The sequence below is a fragment of the Paraburkholderia pallida genome (assembly GCF_004524855.1).
Lineage (GTDB): Bacteria > Pseudomonadota > Gammaproteobacteria > Burkholderiales > Burkholderiaceae > Paraburkholderia > Paraburkholderia oxyphila.
Genome location: NZ_CP038149.1, coordinates 2,246,546 through 2,262,380, shown reverse-complemented (window position 1 = coordinate 2,262,380; position 15,835 = coordinate 2,246,546). Strand labels below are relative to the sequence as shown.

Genomic DNA, 15,835 nt, shown 5'->3' with positions numbered 1-15,835 from the left:
TATGCAAATCAATCGATGGCCAGTGTTCGCGCGCCGTTCGGTTAACATGGACCCTTTTTCAGCCCGGGACAACGAGTGAAGACCCCTCGCAACGCCGCCAGGCCGCCGCAGCCCTGTTCGCCCGACGCGGACGCCGGCGGTGGGAAGACGCAGCGCGGCATTCAGAGCGTGGAAGTGGGCGCGCGCCTGTTGCGCGTGCTCGCCGACGCCCGCGTGCCGCTCGCGCCCAGCGATCTCGCGGCGGGCGCCGAAATCGCGTCGAGCCAGGCGCACGCCTATCTGGTCAGCCTCACGCGGCTCGGCCTGATCAAGCGCGACGCGCTCTCTGGGCGCTACGAGGCGGGGCCGCTCGCGCTGCGCCTCGGCCTGCTGCATCTGGCGCAGGAGCCCGCGCTGCGCGAGGCCGTGCCGCGCGCAGCGGCGCTTGCGCACGCGCACAACTGCAGCATCGCGCTGTGCATTGCGGGGCCGCAGGGGCCGACCATCGTCCGCTACGAGCATGCGAGCCTGCCGCTGCATGTGAACCTGCACGTGGGCACGGTGATGTCGCTGCCGGACACGTCCACGGGCCGCGTGTTCTGCGCGTTCCTCGACGAGGCCGCGCTGCGCGCGATGTGGGGCAACCAGACGGCGCAGCCGGTCTGGCGCGGCACGGCAGAGCCTGCTGCGGCCAACGCGGCGGCGGCCAGCAAAGCGGCGTCAAAGCAAAACCGTGCCGCACCTGAACGCGACGCCGCCTTCCCGGGCGACTTCCCAGCCGACTTCGCGGCTACGCTCGACGCCATCCGCACGCGCGGCTTCGAACTCGGCATCGACGCGCCCAGCCCCGGCGTCAGCAGCGTCTGCGTGCCGGTGCTCGATCCGCAGCGCGCGTTGCGCCTCACACTCACGGCCGTCGGCGCGAGCGGCTCGCTCGACGTGCGCCCGGCAGGCGCGCTCGTGCGCGCGCTGCGCGAAGCCGCACGCGAGATCGCCGTGGCCGCCTTTGCGGCTGCCCCCGCTTCCCCCGTATCCGATTCGAACTGAACCCGCCACCATGCCCCGAGCCCGCACCCCGTCCAGCGCCACGGACGACGCCCGCGCCGAAACCTCCGCTGCGGCGGAATCCGCCGACAAGCCGCAACGCGGCATCCAGGCGCTCGACGTCACGGGCGAGCTGCTCGCCGCGCTCGTCGCGGCCGGCACGCCGCTTTCGTTGCGCGATCTTGCGGCGGCCGCCGGCATGCCGAGCGCGAAGGCCTTTCCTCACCTGGTGAGCCTGCTCAAGACGGGCCTGCTCGCGCGCGACGAGGCGGGCCGCTACGAAGCCGGCCCCTTGAGCCTCGAACTGGGCCTGCTGGGCCTCGCGCGCCTCTCGCCCGTGCGCGAAGCCGACGCCGAACTCGTCGACCTCGCCGCCAGCACCGGCATGAGCGTCGCGCTCGCGGTGCCGGGGCCGCTCGGGCCCACGGTCGTGCGCCTCGAAGAATCGCCGCGGCCCTTGCACGTGAGCTTGCGGCCGGGCACGGTCATGTCGATCGTGAACACAGCCATCGGCCGCGTGTTCGCCGCATGGCTCGACGATGACGTGCGCGCCGAACTGCTCGCGCAGGACGGCCTGCGCCTTGCCGGCGCGCCGGCGCAATCGCAATCTCCATCTCCATCGCAACAGGCCGCGCAAGACCCACGCTACATCGAACGCCTCGCCAAGATCCGCGCGCAACGGCTCGATACGGCGCTCGGCAATCCAATCCCCGGAATCAGCACCGTGGCCGCGCCCGTGTTCGACCACACCGGCAGCGTGTGCCTCGTGCTCGCGCTGATGGGGCCGTCCTGCAACTTCGAGACGGCCAGCGAAGGCGACAGCGCGCAGCGTCTGGCCGCGGCGGCCGAGCGCCTGTCACGCCGCTTCGGCTACGTGGCGGGGGCCGCGCCGCTATAATCGGCATCCTGCGCGGCGGCACCCGGCAGCGCGCCATCGCGCCTTTTCAGCCAGGCGGCAAGAAAGCAAACAAGCAGCAAACCCGTAGCGAAAACCAGGCAGTCCCCCCAAGGAAGCGCTCATGAGCACGGCCTCCACCGGTTCCCACGCGACGCAGCGCCAGGTTGCCGACCTGCCCTGCCCGCGCGGCCTGCCGCTCGTCGGCAATCTGCTGCAGCTCTCGCCTTCGCGGCTGCATCTGATTCTCGAACGCTGGGCCGAAGAGCTTGGCACTCCGTATCGTTTCCAGGTGGGCAGCATCCCCATCACGATCTGGACCGACACCGAGCTGATCCAGCAGATCATGCGCGAGCGCCCGCACCGCTACCGGCGTTATCAGCCCATCGAGGCGGTGCTCGATGAGATGGGCTGCAACGGGCTCTTCTCCGCGGAAGGCGCGGCGTGGGAGCCGCAGCGACGCCTCGTGATGCAGGCGCTCTCGATTCCGACCATCAAGGCGTTCTATCCCACGCTCGCCGAGATCACCGGGCGGCTGCGCTCGCGCTGGCTGCGTGCGGCCGAGCGCGGCGAGACCGTCGAGATGACCGACGACCTCAAGCGCTACACGGTGGACGTGACGAGCGCGCTCGCATTCGGCGAAGACCCGCGCACGCTCGAGCGCGATCACGGCGTGATTCAGGAGCATCTGGAGCGCATCCTGCCGAGCGTGATGGGCCGCATCAACGCGCTCTTTCCGTATTGGCGCTACTTCAAGCTGCCTGCGGACCGCAAGCTCGATCAGTCGCTGATTGAAGTGCATCGCCATGTGGACGCGATGATGGCGCGCGCCCGCGAGCGCATGCGCGACGAGCCAGCCGAGACGCCGCGCAACCTGCTCGAAGCGATGCTCGTGCAACAGCAACAACAGCAGCAAGCCCAGGCGGAACCCGGCGCCGCACCGATCACCGATGCGCAGATCCGCGCAAACGTATTGACGATTCTGCTTGCGGGCGAGGACACCACGGCCGATTCGATCGCGTGGACGCTGCCCTATCTCGCGGCGGACAAGCATCTGCAGACGCATCTGGGCGCAGAGGCGCGCCGCGTGCTAGGCGATGCGAACGTGTGCCCGGACTACGCCACGCTCAAGGAGCTCGATCTCTTCGAGGCGATCTGCATCGAGGCGACGCGCCTGCGGCCCGTGGCGGCCGTGCACTCGTTCGAGCCGCTCGAAGACGTGGTGCTCGACGGCGTGGCCCTGCCCAAGGGCACGCGCATGTTCTTCGTGGCGCGGCCCGCGATGGTCGATGCGAAGAACTTCGTCGATCCGCAGCGCTACGATCCGTGGCGCTGGATGCGCAAGGGCGAGCACGAGCCCCAGAGCGGCCCGCATGACGTGCGCGCGTATCTGCAATTCGGCGCGGGACCGCGTGTCTGCCCGGGGCGCCATCTCGCGACTGTTGAGATGCGCCTCGCGCTTTCCATGCTGATGAACGAATTCTCGATCGAGATGGCCATCGATCCGGCAAAGATCAACGAGATCTCGCAGTTCACGATGGTGCCCGACACCATGCCGGTGAGGCTCACGAAGCGTCAACGCCAGGCAGCCGGACGCTAGTCCCGGTGCAGCGTGCCGCTTACTCTTTCACTTCCACATCATCCGACCCGCCGCGCGCCTGCGCGTCGCGCACCTTTTCGAGCGTCTTCGGGCCGAGCCCGAGCGCCACGCCCATCGCCAGCGCGTCGACCACCGCGAGATGCGCGATGCGCGACACGCCCGGCGCTTGAGGCGCTTCCGAAACCGGCACGCGCAAGAGCAGCGGGATGTCGACCACCCATGCGAGCCGCGAGCCCGCATTCGTGAGTGCAATAGTGGTCGCGCCGCGCTCCTTGGCGATCTGGATGCTCTCGTTGACCTCCACGCTGCGGCCCGACTGCGAGATCGCGAACGCCACGTCGCCGGGTTCGAGCAAGCCGGCATAGAGACGCTGCAAATGCGCGTCCGTAAACGCGCTCGCCGCAATGTCCAGACGCAGCAGGCGCAGCGCAGCGTCTTGCGCCACGAGCCCCGATCCCGCGCCCACGCCGAAGAAGTAAACGCGCCGCGCGCTGCCGAGCGCCGCCACCGCCGCCTCGAACACGGCCGGATCGAGCGAGGCGCGCGCGTGCTTCACGCCCTGCACCACCTGCTCCGCCACGCTGTCGAGCAGCGTGCCCACTTGCGTGAGGTCGCCGCTCGCCACTTCCCGGGCCGCGGCAAACGGCATGCCGCCCGCCGCGCTCTGCGCGAGTCGCATCTTGAAGTCGCGCAGCCCGTGCGCGCCCACCGCGCGGCAAAAGCGCGTGACCGAAGGCTCGGACACCTCGGCACGCAGCGCGAGCTCGGTGATGCTCGCGCGCATCGCGAAGTCGATGTCGGCGAGCACCATCTCCGCGACCTTGCGTTCGGCGGGCCGCAGCGACTCCGCTACGTTGCGGATGTGATGGATCAGGTTGGAGACCGGCAAGCTGTTTTCCGTGGATGAGCCGTGGAAGGTGCAAGGGTCACGATCGTCGCGCCAGGCCCGACGCTTGGCACCCCTGTTCAGTCCGTCAATCGAGCCGCTTGCCGCTTTCGGTGTCGAACAGATGCAGGTGCGCGAGAGGCAGACCCAGCGTCATGCGCTGCCCCGGTTCGATGCCGGGCCGCGCGCGCGTCGTGACGCACCATGTCGTGTCGCCTATTTTCCCGTACAAGTGGGTCTCCGCGCCAGTCGGCTCGATCACCTCGACGTTGAACGGCACGTCGCCACCCTGCGTTTCGATGTGCTCGGGGCGGATGCCGAGCGTCACGCGCGCACCCGCTGGCGCGCGGCCTTCGGGAACGGCGATGCGCACGCCGTCCTCGAGCACGAGCGCCGTGCCGCGCGCGTCGCTCATCACGCTGCCCGAGGCGAAATTCATCGAAGGCGAACCCAGAAAGCTCGCCACGAACAGATTGCCCGGCTTGTCGTAGAGATCGAGCGGCTTGCCGATCTGCTCGATGCGCCCCGAATTCATCACCACGATGCGGTCGGCCATGGTCATCGCTTCGATCTGGTCGTGCGTGACGTACACCACCGTGTTGCGCAGGCGCTGATGCAGTGCCTTGATTTCCGTGCGCATCTGCACGCGCAGCTTGGCGTCGAGATTCGAAAGCGGTTCGTCGAAGAGAAACAGCGAAGGCTCGCGCACCACGGCGCGCCCCATCGCGACGCGCTGGCGCTGGCCGCCCGAGAGCGCGCGCGGCAGACGGTCGAGATAGCCCGACAGGTTCAGCATCTTCGCCGCGGCCTCGATGCGCGGCTTGAAGCCGTCTTCGCGCTCCTTGCGGATGCGCGGCCCGAACGCGATGTTGTCGTAGACCGAGAGATGCGGATAAAGCGCGTAGCTCTGGAACACCATCGAGACATTGCGCTGCTGCGGCGGCAGCGTGTTCGCGCGCGTGCCGCCGATGGTGAGGTCGCCGCCGCTGATGTCTTCGAGGCCCGCGATCATGCGCATGAGCGTGGTCTTGCCGCAACCCGAAGGCCCGACCAGCACGACGAATTCGCCGTCCGCGATGTCGAGGTCCACGCCGTGCACGACCTGGGTGTCGCCGTAGCGCTTGTAGATGCCGTTCAGTTGTACCGCTGCCATGCTGTCCTCGTGGGCTGTCGTTGCTTGCCGTGCGTGTGTTTTGCTGCGTGCGCTTCGCATCTTCGCTACACGCGTTTTGGTTCGGGCTTCAGAACGGATCGAGCGTGAGCTCGTTCGCCATCAGCCGGTTGCCCGCCATGAGGCCCGCGTCCACCGGCAACGCCACGCCCGTGATCACGCGTGCCTGCGGCGAGGCGAGAAATTGCACAGCGTCGGCGATGTCCTCGGGCGTGGCCACATCGCCGAGCGGATACCATTTCTTTAGTTCTTCGAATATCTTTGGATGCTGCGTGACACGCGTGTGCCAGGCGGGCGTCTTCACGGTGCCGGGGCAGACGATGTTCGCGCGGATGCCGTGCGGTCCGAGCTCCATGGCCAGCGCCTTCGTGTAACTCACGAGCCCCGCCTTCGCCGCGCTATACGCGGGGTGGCCCAGCGCGGCGAGCCCGTTGACCGAGCCGATCAGCACGAGCACGCCGCGCCCGCGCTCGATCATCGAGGCGCGCACGGACTCGACCGTGTAGTAGGTGCCGTTCAGGTTCAGATCGACGTCGCGCCGCCAGCTCGCGGCGTCGGTATGCGCGAGCGTCGTGCCGAGCGCGCCGCCCGCGTTGGCCACGGCCACGTCCACCGGACCGCGCGCGGCCACGGCGCGCGCCACCGCGTCTGCCACCGCAACCTGATCGCTCACGTCGGCGGCCAGGGCTTCGAGGCGCGCGGCACCCAGCTCGTCCGCCAGCGCCTGCACGCCCGACGCGTCGCGGTCGAGCGCGAGCACCGTATCGCCCGCCTCGTGAAATCGCTTGCATAGCGCACGGCCAATACCGCCGCACGCGCCCGTCACCAGCACCACCCGGCTCATCGTCGACTCTCCGCGAATGATTCGAAAGACCCGGCCGGCACCACCGGCCGATCTGTAAATTTCCTACATAGTGGTATTTCTCGCGACCTTGGCTGCGGGTTTACACGCACGGCCCGCTGCTGCGATGCCGCATGAATTCCCCCTGCGTTACAGCATGTTAGGCAATTTCAGGCACCCGAAACAATCTCGCGTTTCCCAGGTGACAACATTTTTTTCATCCTGTAGGATTTTTTCAAACAACGCAATACGAACAATCCGATGGCCGGGCGACGGCGGCGGCAAGAACCGAAAAACCAACCAGCAACCACCCCGCATGGGATGGGACGCGGTGCACTGCACCCGTTCCCGTCAACACAGGAGACAGAGAATGGCGTTTAAGGCACGTGCATCCATCACGCTCGGCAAGCTCGCCGTTGCGCTTGCGTTCGCAGGCGTCACCATCGCGGCGCACGCCGACACGGTCCGCGTGACCGTCGCCCACTACAGCGACGCCACGGCCCCGTACTTCGAGAAGATGGCCAAGGAGTTCGAAGCCGCCAATCCCGGCACCACGATCAAGATCGAAGACGTGAACTGGGACTCGCTGCAACAGAAGCTGCAAACGGACATCTCCGGGGGCGCAAACGCCGACCTCGCGATCATCGGCACGCGCTGGCTGCTCGACTTCGTGAAGGACGACATTGCCGAGCCGCTCGATCCCTACATGGACGCGAACTTCAAGAGCCGCTTCATCGGCCCGTTCCTCGCGCCCGGCGAGATCAACGGCAAGATCTATGGCCTGCCGATCGCCGCATCCGCGCGCGCGCTCTACTACAACAAGGACATGCTCGCTTCGGTTGGCTATCCGAACGGTCCGAAGACCTGGAACGACGTGATCGAGGCGTCGAAGAAGCTCAAGGCGAAGGGCATCGCGGGCTTCGGCCTGCAGGGCAAGGAAATCGAAACCGACGTGTACTTCTACTACGCGCTGTGGACCAACGGCGGCGATGTGGTGGGCAAGGACGGCAAGGCCGCCTTCAATTCGCCGGCGGGCGTGAAGGCCGCCACGCTCTACAAGACGATGATCGACGAAGGGCTCACGGAGCCGGGCGTGACGGGCTACAGCCGCGAAGACGTGCAGAACCTCTTCAAGCAGGGCCGCGTGGCGATGATGATCTCGGCGCCGTTCCTCGCCAAGCAGCTCAAGAAGGAAGCGCCGAACATCAAGTACGGCATCGACCCGATCCCGGTGGGCACGACGCCCGCGACCTATGCGGTCACGGACTCGATCATGATGTTCAAGAACTCGAAGGTGAAGAAGAGCGCCTGGAAGTTCCTCGACTTCCTGTTCACCAAGCAACCGCGCGTGGAGTTCACGAGCACCGAAGGCTTCCTGCCGACGACGAAGGCTGAAGCCACCGACCCGGCGTTCCAGGATCCGGACACGAAGGCGTTCGTCGCGCTGCTGCCGCACGCGCGTTTCGCGCCGACCGTGACGGGCTGGGAGGACACCGCCAAGGCCGTGACCAACGCGATGCAGGCGATCTACCTCGGCAAGGCCAAGCCCGCCGACGCGCTGAACCAGGCCGCCGACGAAGCCAACAAGTCGCTCGGCAAGTAAGCGCGGCTGCCGTTTCAGCCGCTTTCTACGGCAGTTTTTTACGGCGGCTTTTTCGTCAGCCTTTTCGTCATCAAGCAGGCGCTTTATCGCCGCAAGAACCGGCGCGTGGCGTAGCATACTAATCGCTACGCGGCGCGCCGGTTCGCCCATGTAACGACCGCAATACCGGACGCTCCACGCCATGACTATGGGTCCCCTGAAGCAAACGCCACCAGCCGGTCCGGCGACCGGCGAAGCGCCCGCCCCCACCCGCGCCAGGAACCGCATGAGCCGCTCACAACGTGCTGTCGCCGTGCCCCGCGCCCCCTGGCTCCTGATCGTGCCAAGCCTCGCGCTGGCGCTGTTCATCATCAGCTACCCGATCTTCAACATCGTGTACCAGTCGCTGCACGATGTCTCGCGCTTCGGCCAGATTCGCGGCTTCAGCGGCTTGCAAAACTTCTATAACGTGTTCGCCGACCCGGTGTTCCTGAGCGCGCTCCAGAACACGCTGATCTGGACGTTCTGCGTCGTGGTGGGCACCGTGGCGATCTCCGTGCCAGTCGCGCTGATACTCAATCAGGACTTCTACGGACGTGGCATCGCCCGCACGATCGTCATGCTGCCGTGGTCGGTCTCGCTCACCATGACCGCCGTGGTCTGGCGCTGGGCCTTCAACGACGACTACGGCATGGTCAACGTCACGCTGCAGCGGCTGGGCATGATCTCGGGTCCGATCCACTGGCTCGCCACGCCCCAATACGCGTTTCCGGTCGAGATTGCCGTGGGCATTCTCGTCTCGATCCCGTTCACCACGACGATCCTGCTGGGCGGCCTCTCCTCGGTGCCCGGCGACATCTACGAGGCCGCGCGCATCGACGGCGCGAGCGCGTGGCAGCAGTTCCGCCAGCTCACGCTGCCACTGCTCAAGCCCTTCATCAACATGGCGATCCTTCTCAACGTGATCTACGTGTTCAACTCGTTCCCGATCATCTGGGTGATGACGCAAGGCGGCCCCGACGACAGCACGCACATACTCGTGACCTACCTCTACGAGCTGGGCTTCCGGCTCGGCCGGCCCGGCGAAGCCGCCGCCGTCTCGCTGATCATGCTCGTGATCCTGTTCGCATTCTCGGTGGCCTACCTGCGCGTGCAGGCAAAACGCGGCGGCAACGCGGAAGGAGACCTCGCATGAACCGCAAGCTCAAACGCTCGCTCTGGTGCTGGCTCGCGCTTTCGCCGCTCGTGGTGGCCGTGCTGTTCCCGTTCGCGGTGATGTTCTTCACCTCGCTCAAGCCCGCCTCCGAGGTGTTCGTCTATCCGGCACGCTGGCTGCCCATGCACTGGCGCTGGGAAAACTATGTCGACATGTGGCAGGCCGCGAACTTCGGCGTCGCGCTGCGCAACAGCATCGTGATCTCATGCCTCTCCACGGCGCTCGCGCTGGCCGTGAGCCTGCCCGCCGCCTACGCACTCGCGCGCTTTCCGTTTCGCGGGCGTGGGCTCTACCGGCAGTTCCTGCTCGTCACGCAGATGCTCTCGCCCATCCTGCTGGTGGTGGGCCTGTTCCGGCTCGCGGCGATGATTCCGTATGGCGACGGCAATCTCGTCGACTCGAAGATCGGCGTGATCATCTCGTATGCGGCGTTCAACATTGCATTCGCGGTATGGATGCTCTCGTCGTATTTCCAGACCGTGCCGCGCGACCTCGAAGAGTCGGCATGGCTCGAGGGCTGCAGCCGCAGCGGCGCCGTGCTGCGCGTGTTTCTGCCGCTTGCGGTGCCCGCCGTGGTGGTGACGGCGATCTTCACGTTCATCAGCGCCTGGAACGAGTTTGCGGTGGTCTATACGCTGATCCGCTCGCCCGAGAACAAGACGCTCACCGTGCAGGTCACCGACATGGTGGCCGGCAAATACACCGTGGAATGGGAACTCGTGATGGCGGCCACGCTCGCGGCCACGCTGCCGGTCTCCGTGGTGTTCGCGTGGCTGCAGCGCTATATGGTGAAGGGGCTCGCGCTCGGTGCCGTGAAATAAGCGCTCGCCCGCGCAGGTGAAGTGACGCCGGCGCGAACGCCGGCGCCTTTCCGGCTAGTCGGCGACGCGATGGATGTCGTGCGTGACGAAGCCCGTTTGATTGCTGGGCAGATCGAGCCAGGTGTCGTGGCTGAGGGTGCGGCGGATGTCGGTCAGCCCGGCGTCCCAGTGGCTCTGCATGGTGGTTCTGCCGAACTGGTAGTCCTTGTCGCCGCGCTCGAACTTCTGCTGCTGGTAAATCAGTTGCAGCACGTTGTAGCGCTTGCCGCAAGCGAGGTCCTCGACAACCTTGCAGAGGTGGTCGCCTTCGCGCACGGCCTCGGGCACGCGCTCGAGCAACTCGCGCAACAGATGCCGGTAGCGCTGCTCGCGTTGCAGCATGTCGGTGACGAGGCGCGTGCGGCTCGAGTACTGAATGTCCTTCACGCGCGTGCCCACGTTTTCGAGCGTCTGCGGCACGGGCCCGCGCGCGGACCAGAGATCCACCTGGAACACCAGCGTGTCGCGGCGCGGCGATGCGCTGAGGACTTCGTGCAACGGCGTATTCGACACCACGCCACCGTCCCAGAAGAACTCGCCGTCGATTTCGACCGGCGCGAAGCCGGGCGGCAGCGCGCCCGATGCGATGAAATGCTCGGCGCGCAGCGTCGTGCGCGTGTTGTCGAAATAGACGAAGTTCCCGGTCGCCACGTTCACCGCGCCCACCGACACCCGCGTCTCGCCGGAATTGATCCGCTCGAAATCGCAGAACCGCTCGAGGGTGGCCTTGAGCGGCGTGGTGTCGTACCAGCTGACCCGGTCCGGCGCGTTCGCGAGCCAGGGCAGCGGTGCCGGCACGCGCGGCGCAAAGAAGCCGTTCTGGCCCTGCGCGGCGGCGCTCGCGGCCTGAAACGCCGTCAGCATCGACCGTGTTGCGTCGGAAGCCATGAATAGCGCGTGCTCGAACGGTGCAGGCATGGCCGGGGTGTAGCCCGGCCTGCAGATCGTCTCCCAGAACTCGCGCAGCCGCGCCACGCGCATGCCAGGCTCGTTGCCGGCAATGATGGCCGTGTTGAGCGCGCCAATCGAAATGCCCGCGACCCAGTTCAGCGGAATGCGCGCTTCTTCCAGCCCCTCCAGCACGCCGGCCTGATAGGCGCCCAGCGCGCCGCCGCCCTGCAGGACCAGCGCAACCGTCTCGTAGTCCAGGCTGCGCGCGTGATGAGCGTGCACGGCCCCAGACCTGGCCTTGCCGCGCCCCACAGGCGCGGACCGCTCGGCGTTGTCGAGCTCGCTCATTGCATGAACCAGCCGTGGCTGACCACAAACGACTGGCCAGTGAGGGCCGCGCTCGGGAAGGCGGAGAGGAACAGCACCGTCTGCGCGACGTCTTCGACCGTCGTGAAAATGCCGTCGACGGTGCCGCCCAGCATCACCTTCTTGACCACGTCCTCTTCGGAGATACCCAGTTCCTTCGCCTGCTCGGGAATCTGCTTTTCCACCAGCGGCGTGCGCACGAAGCCCGGGCAGACCACGTGCGAGCGCACGTTGTGCTTGCCGCCTTCCTTGGCGAGCACGCGCGCGAGACCGAGCAGCGCATGCTTGGCCGCCACATACGCCGACTTCAGCGGCGAAGCCTCGTGCGAATGCACCGAGCCCATGTAGATCACGACGCCGCCGCGATCGTCCTTGTACATGTGCTTGAGCGCTGCCTTGGTGGTGAGGAAGGCGCCGTCCACGTGGATCGCCTGCATCTTCTTCCAGTCGGAGAACGCGTAGTTTTCGATCGGATTGACGATCTGGATGCCGGCGTTCGAAACGAGGATGTCGAGCGCGCCGAACGAAGCCACCACCTGATCGATGCCCTCGTTGACGGCTTCTTCGCTGGTCACGTCCATGGCGATGCCCATGGCCTTGCCGCCCGCACGCTTGATCTCGTCCGCGACGGCCTGCGCGCCGGCGGCGTTGAGGTCGGCAATGGCAACCGCGGCGCCCTGCGCGGCGAGCGTCAGGGCGATCTCCTTGCCGATCCCGCTGGCCGCGCCGGTAATCACTGCAGTCTTGCCTTCGAGCTTCTTCATCATGTTGTTTCCGCTTTGCTTGAGTGGGAATGGAGGGAACTGGCTGGAACTGTGCGGCGCTTATTGCGCGAGGTAGTCGTGCACGACTTCGCCGAGACCGAGCGTGAGGTCCGCAAGCAGATGCCGCGCCTCGACGATCTCGAGCACCGGGAGGTCCGCAACGGGTGCGAGCGCATGCGGGATCAGATGCAACGCGGCTGGCCCCGTCCACGCGCCCTTCAGCACGATGTCCTTCATGTAGTAGCGCACCAGCTCGCACACGCGCGGCGAGCCGTCCACATGCGGCACGATCTTGAGCAGGTAGTTGGGCCCCGCGAGCCGCCGCGCCTGCTCCGCCAGGTCGAGCTCGCGATGCTTGTAGCCCATCGTGCCGGTGGCGATGCGCACCGGGCCGTAGTCGAGCGTGCCGACCAGCGTGTCGGAATGCGGCGCAAGCTGGGGCGTGGCGAGCTTCTTGGGGAAGCCCCACAGCTCGCGACCGCCTGCGATCGGCGGATGGTCGTCGAGGTACATCGAGTGCGTGTAGCTACCGGGCTGGCCCTCGTACATCACCGGGATGACCTGGCCGCTTTCGGTGTAGTCGCCGAAGCCGGTCGAGTCCGGCATGCGGATGAACTCATAGCTCACGAGCGGCTCCGTGACCTCGAGCGGCTCGGGCACGACCTTGCGCAGGCGCTCGAGATCGGTGCGGTACGTGATGATCAGGAACTCGCGATTGACGAACTTGTAAGGCCCCGGCGGAAAGGCGGGGTTGGTGAACGGCATCGCGAAAGCGCGGGATTGTATGTCTTTCATATGAAGCCTCGGTGAAAGTTTCAAAAAATGCTCGCACAACATTTCGGATTACGAATTGCTTGACGCAGAGGGTCGAGCACGTGGACAACGGCAGCCCGGCAAGCGGGACACCATTCGAGGAGAAGATAGCCGAAAGAAGGGATTGACGTCGTTTGGCGGGACGGCATCTCGGCAAAAAGTATATGCGCCGAGTGTCGGGCAACGCCCCGCTAGTCAAACGATGTTTGAGAATGATTAAACGATACTCTGGAAAATCGGCAGGTCGCGTTCGGTGACGGAACCCGTCGCTTTCAGGACAGCCCACCCCAAAGCATTACATCGAGCTTGCAATCACAGTGCTGCTGCCAGGTCAGCCGTGATGCAGATGCAGCAGGATCAGCGTTAGCGTGACGAGCGAGCCGAGTGTCGAGTGCAAGATCGTGCGCGAAGTCACGTGCGCCTCGCGCCGGTAGTACTCCGCGAGCATGAACGGCCCGGTGCCGGTGGGCAGCGCCGCAAGCAGCACCGCGATTTCCACGAGCTGATCGGGCAGCGCGAACACGCGCGCGGCGAGCCACCATGTCAGCGCCGGCTGCGCCACCAGCTTCGTGAGCGTGATCCACCACGACGACTCGGGCGGCGCATCGCTTTTGGCGCGGCGCTCGGCGAGAAAAAGCCCGAGACTCACGAGCGCGCAAGGGCTCGCGGCGCCGCCCAGCAGCTTGAGGAAAGTCTCCGCGCTCGCGGGCAGCGTGAAATGCGTGCCCGATACGATCGCGCCCAGCGCGGGCGCGACGAGCAGCGGATTGCGCATGAGCGAGCGCACCACCTTGATGAGCAGCCGGTGCGGGCGACGCTCGCTTTGCAGGCCCGTCTCGATCAGCACGATAGCGAGCGCGAACAGCACGCACACCACGAGTATCGTCGCGATGGTCGTGGGCGTGAGGCTCGACGGCCCGAACGCGATCATGCACAGCGGAAAGCCCACGTAGCCCGTGTTCGGATACCCGGCGGCGAGCCCGTCGATGCTGGCATCGGCCAGAGGACGCCCGAGAAAGAGCCGCACGCCCACCACCGCCGCGAAGACGGCCAGCCCCGCCACGCCGAACGCCGCAACGAAAGCCGGTTGAAAGAGTTCGTGCCACGTTGCGTGCGCAAGGATATCGAAGAGCAATGCGGGCAACGCGAGCCACACCACGAAGCGGTTCAGCTCCGAAGCGGCCGTGGGACCGAGCACGCCGAAACGGCGGCAAGCGAAGCCAGCGAAGATGAGGCCGAAAACGGGCAGCAGGATCGAGACAGCGGAAAGCATCGGATGAACGTGAATGAAGCGCGCGGGCATGCCGTGCAGCGGGGCGCTGAGGGGCGCAGCCCATGCCCCGCACGAGCGACGAACGAAAAAAGGCGCTGGAGTTCAGTCCATTGCCGCGTGGCTCGCGTCGATCGCCCCGCTCCCCGACGAAGGCCGGATCAGCACGAGCAGCGGAATCACGAGCAGCGTGGCGACGAACATCATCTTGAAGTCGTTCAGATACGCAATCATCTGCGCCTGCTGCGTGATCGACTGGTTGAGCACCGCAAGATCGTACCGCGATCCGGCCGCGAGCATCGGCTGGACCGCGGGATTGAACGGCGTGATGTGCGCGGCGAGATCCGAATGGGCGACCTGCGTGCCGCGCGTGACGAAGGTCTGCACGACGGAAATGCCGATACTGCTGCCGATGTTGCGCATCAGGCTGTAGGTGGCCGTGCCGTCCGCGCGCAACTGCGGCGTGAGCGTGGAGAACGTCAGCGTGGAAAGCGGCACGAACACGAAGCCGAGCCCGAAGCCCTGCACCACGCCGGGCCAGACGATATCGGAGGCCGAGAGCACGAGCGTGTACTGCATCATCTGCCACAGCGCATAAGCGGACACCACGAAGCCGAACAGCAACATGGCGCGCGCGTCCACGTGCTTGAGCAGGCGCCCCGCGATCAGCATGGCGAGCATGGTGCCCGCGCCACTGGGCGCGGTGACGAGGCCGGTGGTCGCGACCGGGTAGCCCATGAGGTTCTGCAGCATGGGCGGCAAGAGCGCGCGCGTGGCGTAGAGCACGGCGCCAATCACGAAGATGAAGAGTGTGCCCGTGGCGAAATTGCGGTCCTTGAGCAGCTGATAGCGAAAGAAGGTATTAGGGCCCGAGGTGGCCGTGTGCACGATGAAGAACGCGAACGCCAGCGCGGCCATGAGCGCTTCGATGCGGATTTCGAGCGAGCCAAACCAGTCGAGCTGCTCGCCGCGGTCGAGCAAGGCCTGCAGCGCGCCGATGGCCAGCGCCAGCGTGGCGAAGCCGAACAGGTCGAAGCGCGTCTCGCGGCGCGGCGCGCGCGAGGGCATGAAGGTGGACACGCCGAAAAACGCGAACGCGCCGATCGGCACGTTGATGAAGAACACCCAGCGCCAGTTGTAGCTGTCCGTGAGCCAGCCGCCGAGCGTGGGGCCCAGCACGGGGCCCACCATCACGCCCATGCCCCAGACCGCCATGGCCTGGCCCTGGCGCTCGCGCGGATTGATGTCGAGCAGGATGGATTGCGAAAGCGGCACGAGCGACGCGCCGAATACGCCCTGCAACAGCCGCGAGCCGACGATTTCGCCCAGCGTCTCCGAAAGCCCGCACAGCGCCGAGGCCACCGTGAAGCCCGCAATGGCCACGCCGAGCAGCGGCTTCACGCCAAAGCGGTCGGCAAACCACCCCGTGAGCGGCGTAGCGATGGCCGCCGCGACGATGTACGAGGTGAGCACCCACGTGATCTCGTCCTGCGACGCCGAAAGCGTGCCCTGCATGTGCGGCAGGGCCACGTTGGCGATCGTGCTGTCGAGCGTCTGCATCAGCGTGGCGAGCATGATCGACAACGTGATCATGCCGCGATTGAGCGGCACGGCCCCACGCTGCGAGGCTGTGCCGTGCGAGACTGCGGTCATCGTG

General features: G+C 66.4%; 14 protein-coding genes. 6 read left to right on the top strand and 8 right to left on the bottom strand.

Translation table 11 applies throughout. The features are described from left to right. The first annotated feature begins 75 nt into the window (after window positions 1-75). From E1956_RS25260 to E1956_RS25250, 3 genes are all read left to right on the top strand, one after another. Entirely contained in the window at window positions 76-1,026 is a 951-nt protein-coding gene (locus E1956_RS25260) for an IclR family transcriptional regulator (protein ID WP_134753948.1), read from the top strand. A gap of 10 nt (window positions 1,027-1,036) precedes the next feature. Beyond that, window positions 1,037-1,921 (top strand): IclR family transcriptional regulator, encoded by an 885-nt coding sequence (locus E1956_RS25255; RefSeq protein WP_134753946.1) that lies wholly within the window; start codon window positions 1,037-1,039, stop codon window positions 1,919-1,921. Between the two features lie 121 nt (window positions 1,922-2,042). Then, window positions 2,043-3,518, top strand: coding sequence for a cytochrome P450 (locus E1956_RS25250; RefSeq protein WP_134753944.1), 1,476 nt, complete (start codon window positions 2,043-2,045; stop codon window positions 3,516-3,518). Window positions 3,519-3,537: 19 nt separating this feature from the next. Here E1956_RS25250 and E1956_RS25245 read toward each other — a convergent pair whose 3' ends face one another. From E1956_RS25245 to E1956_RS25235, 3 genes are all read right to left on the bottom strand, one after another. Further along, window positions 3,538-4,407 (bottom strand): MurR/RpiR family transcriptional regulator, encoded by an 870-nt coding sequence (locus tag E1956_RS25245; protein ID WP_134753942.1) that lies wholly within the window; start codon window positions 4,405-4,407, stop codon window positions 3,538-3,540. A gap of 85 nt (window positions 4,408-4,492) precedes the next feature. After that, window positions 4,493-5,557, bottom strand: coding sequence for an ABC transporter ATP-binding protein (locus tag E1956_RS25240; RefSeq protein ID WP_134753940.1), 1,065 nt, complete (start codon window positions 5,555-5,557; stop codon window positions 4,493-4,495). A gap of 88 nt (window positions 5,558-5,645) precedes the next feature. Continuing rightward, the gene (locus E1956_RS25235) at window positions 5,646-6,419 is read right to left on the bottom strand and encodes an SDR family oxidoreductase (protein ID WP_134753938.1); all 774 of its coding nucleotides are present in this window, start codon (window positions 6,417-6,419) and stop codon (window positions 5,646-5,648) included. 367 nt (window positions 6,420-6,786) lie between these two features. Here E1956_RS25235 and E1956_RS25230 point away from each other — a divergent pair, with 367 nt between their 5' ends. From E1956_RS25230 to E1956_RS25220, 3 genes are all read left to right on the top strand, one after another. Next, window positions 6,787-8,019: an ABC transporter substrate-binding protein gene (locus E1956_RS25230; RefSeq protein WP_134753936.1), complete on the top strand. Its 1,233-nt coding sequence runs from the start codon at window positions 6,787-6,789 to the stop codon at window positions 8,017-8,019. A 265-nt stretch (window positions 8,020-8,284) separates the two neighbouring features. Beyond that, window positions 8,285-9,193, top strand: a complete 909-nt coding sequence (locus E1956_RS25225) for a carbohydrate ABC transporter permease (RefSeq protein WP_134753934.1) — start codon at window positions 8,285-8,287, stop codon at window positions 9,191-9,193. Beyond that, window positions 9,190-10,035 carry a carbohydrate ABC transporter permease gene (locus tag E1956_RS25220; RefSeq protein ID WP_028219070.1) on the top strand — a complete coding sequence of 282 codons (846 nt, stop codon included), beginning with the start codon at window positions 9,190-9,192 and terminating at the stop codon, window positions 10,033-10,035. Before E1956_RS25225 ends, E1956_RS25220 begins: the two co-directional genes overlap by 4 nt. Window positions 10,036-10,089: 54 nt before the next feature. Here E1956_RS25220 and E1956_RS25215 read toward each other — a convergent pair whose 3' ends face one another. The 5 genes from E1956_RS25215 to E1956_RS25195 all read right to left on the bottom strand — a co-directional run bounded on the left by E1956_RS25215 (window position 10,090) and on the right by E1956_RS25195 (window position 15,831). Then, on the bottom strand, window positions 10,090-11,313 hold the full coding sequence (locus tag E1956_RS25215; protein WP_134753932.1) for a DUF3734 domain-containing protein: 1,224 nt from the start codon (window positions 11,311-11,313) through the stop codon (window positions 10,090-10,092). Beyond that, complete coding sequence (locus E1956_RS25210) at window positions 11,310-12,095, bottom strand: 3-hydroxybutyrate dehydrogenase (RefSeq protein ID WP_134754878.1); 786 nt, start codon at window positions 12,093-12,095, stop codon at window positions 11,310-11,312. Before E1956_RS25210 ends, E1956_RS25215 begins: the two co-directional genes overlap by 4 nt. A 60-nt stretch (window positions 12,096-12,155) precedes the next feature. Then, entirely contained in the window at window positions 12,156-12,932 is a 777-nt protein-coding gene (locus E1956_RS25205; protein WP_167760107.1) for an acetoacetate decarboxylase, read from the bottom strand. A gap of 307 nt (window positions 12,933-13,239) precedes the next feature. Then, the gene (locus E1956_RS25200) at window positions 13,240-14,181 is read right to left on the bottom strand and encodes an AEC family transporter (RefSeq protein WP_134753930.1); all 942 of its coding nucleotides are present in this window, start codon (window positions 14,179-14,181) and stop codon (window positions 13,240-13,242) included. A 102-nt stretch (window positions 14,182-14,283) separates the two neighbouring features. Next, the gene (locus E1956_RS25195) at window positions 14,284-15,831 is read right to left on the bottom strand and encodes a DHA2 family efflux MFS transporter permease subunit (RefSeq protein WP_134753928.1); all 1,548 of its coding nucleotides are present in this window, start codon (window positions 15,829-15,831) and stop codon (window positions 14,284-14,286) included. Between the last annotated feature and the right edge of the window lie 4 nt (window positions 15,832-15,835).

What these genes read in the sequence shown, in the direction of transcription:
- E1956_RS25200 (WP_134753930.1), bottom strand. Translation starts at nt 14,181, where the DNA reads ATGCTTTCCGCTGTCTCGATCCTGCTGCCCGTTTTCGGCCTCATCTTC.
- E1956_RS25215 (WP_134753932.1), bottom strand. Translation starts at nt 11,313, where the DNA reads ATGAGCGAGCTCGACAACGCCGAGCGGTCCGCGCCTGTGGGGCGCGGC.
- E1956_RS25210 (WP_134754878.1), bottom strand. Translation starts at nt 12,095, where the DNA reads ATGAAGAAGCTCGAAGGCAAGACTGCAGTGATTACCGGCGCGGCCAGC.
- E1956_RS25195 (WP_134753928.1), bottom strand. Translation starts at nt 15,831, where the DNA reads ATGACCGCAGTCTCGCACGGCACAGCCTCGCAGCGTGGGGCCGTGCCG.
- E1956_RS25235 (WP_134753938.1), bottom strand. Translation starts at nt 6,419, where the DNA reads ATGAGCCGGGTGGTGCTGGTGACGGGCGCGTGCGGCGGTATTGGCCGT.
- E1956_RS25220 (WP_028219070.1), top strand. Translation starts at nt 9,190, where the DNA reads ATGAACCGCAAGCTCAAACGCTCGCTCTGGTGCTGGCTCGCGCTTTCG.
- E1956_RS25255 (WP_134753946.1), top strand. Translation starts at nt 1,037, where the DNA reads ATGCCCCGAGCCCGCACCCCGTCCAGCGCCACGGACGACGCCCGCGCC.
- E1956_RS25205 (WP_167760107.1), bottom strand. Translation starts at nt 12,932, where the DNA reads ATGTTGTGCGAGCATTTTTTGAAACTTTCACCGAGGCTTCATATGAAA.
- E1956_RS25225 (WP_134753934.1), top strand. Translation starts at nt 8,285, where the DNA reads ATGAGCCGCTCACAACGTGCTGTCGCCGTGCCCCGCGCCCCCTGGCTC.
- E1956_RS25240 (WP_134753940.1), bottom strand. Translation starts at nt 5,557, where the DNA reads ATGGCAGCGGTACAACTGAACGGCATCTACAAGCGCTACGGCGACACC.
- E1956_RS25250 (WP_134753944.1), top strand. Translation starts at nt 2,043, where the DNA reads ATGAGCACGGCCTCCACCGGTTCCCACGCGACGCAGCGCCAGGTTGCC.
- E1956_RS25230 (WP_134753936.1), top strand. Translation starts at nt 6,787, where the DNA reads ATGGCGTTTAAGGCACGTGCATCCATCACGCTCGGCAAGCTCGCCGTT.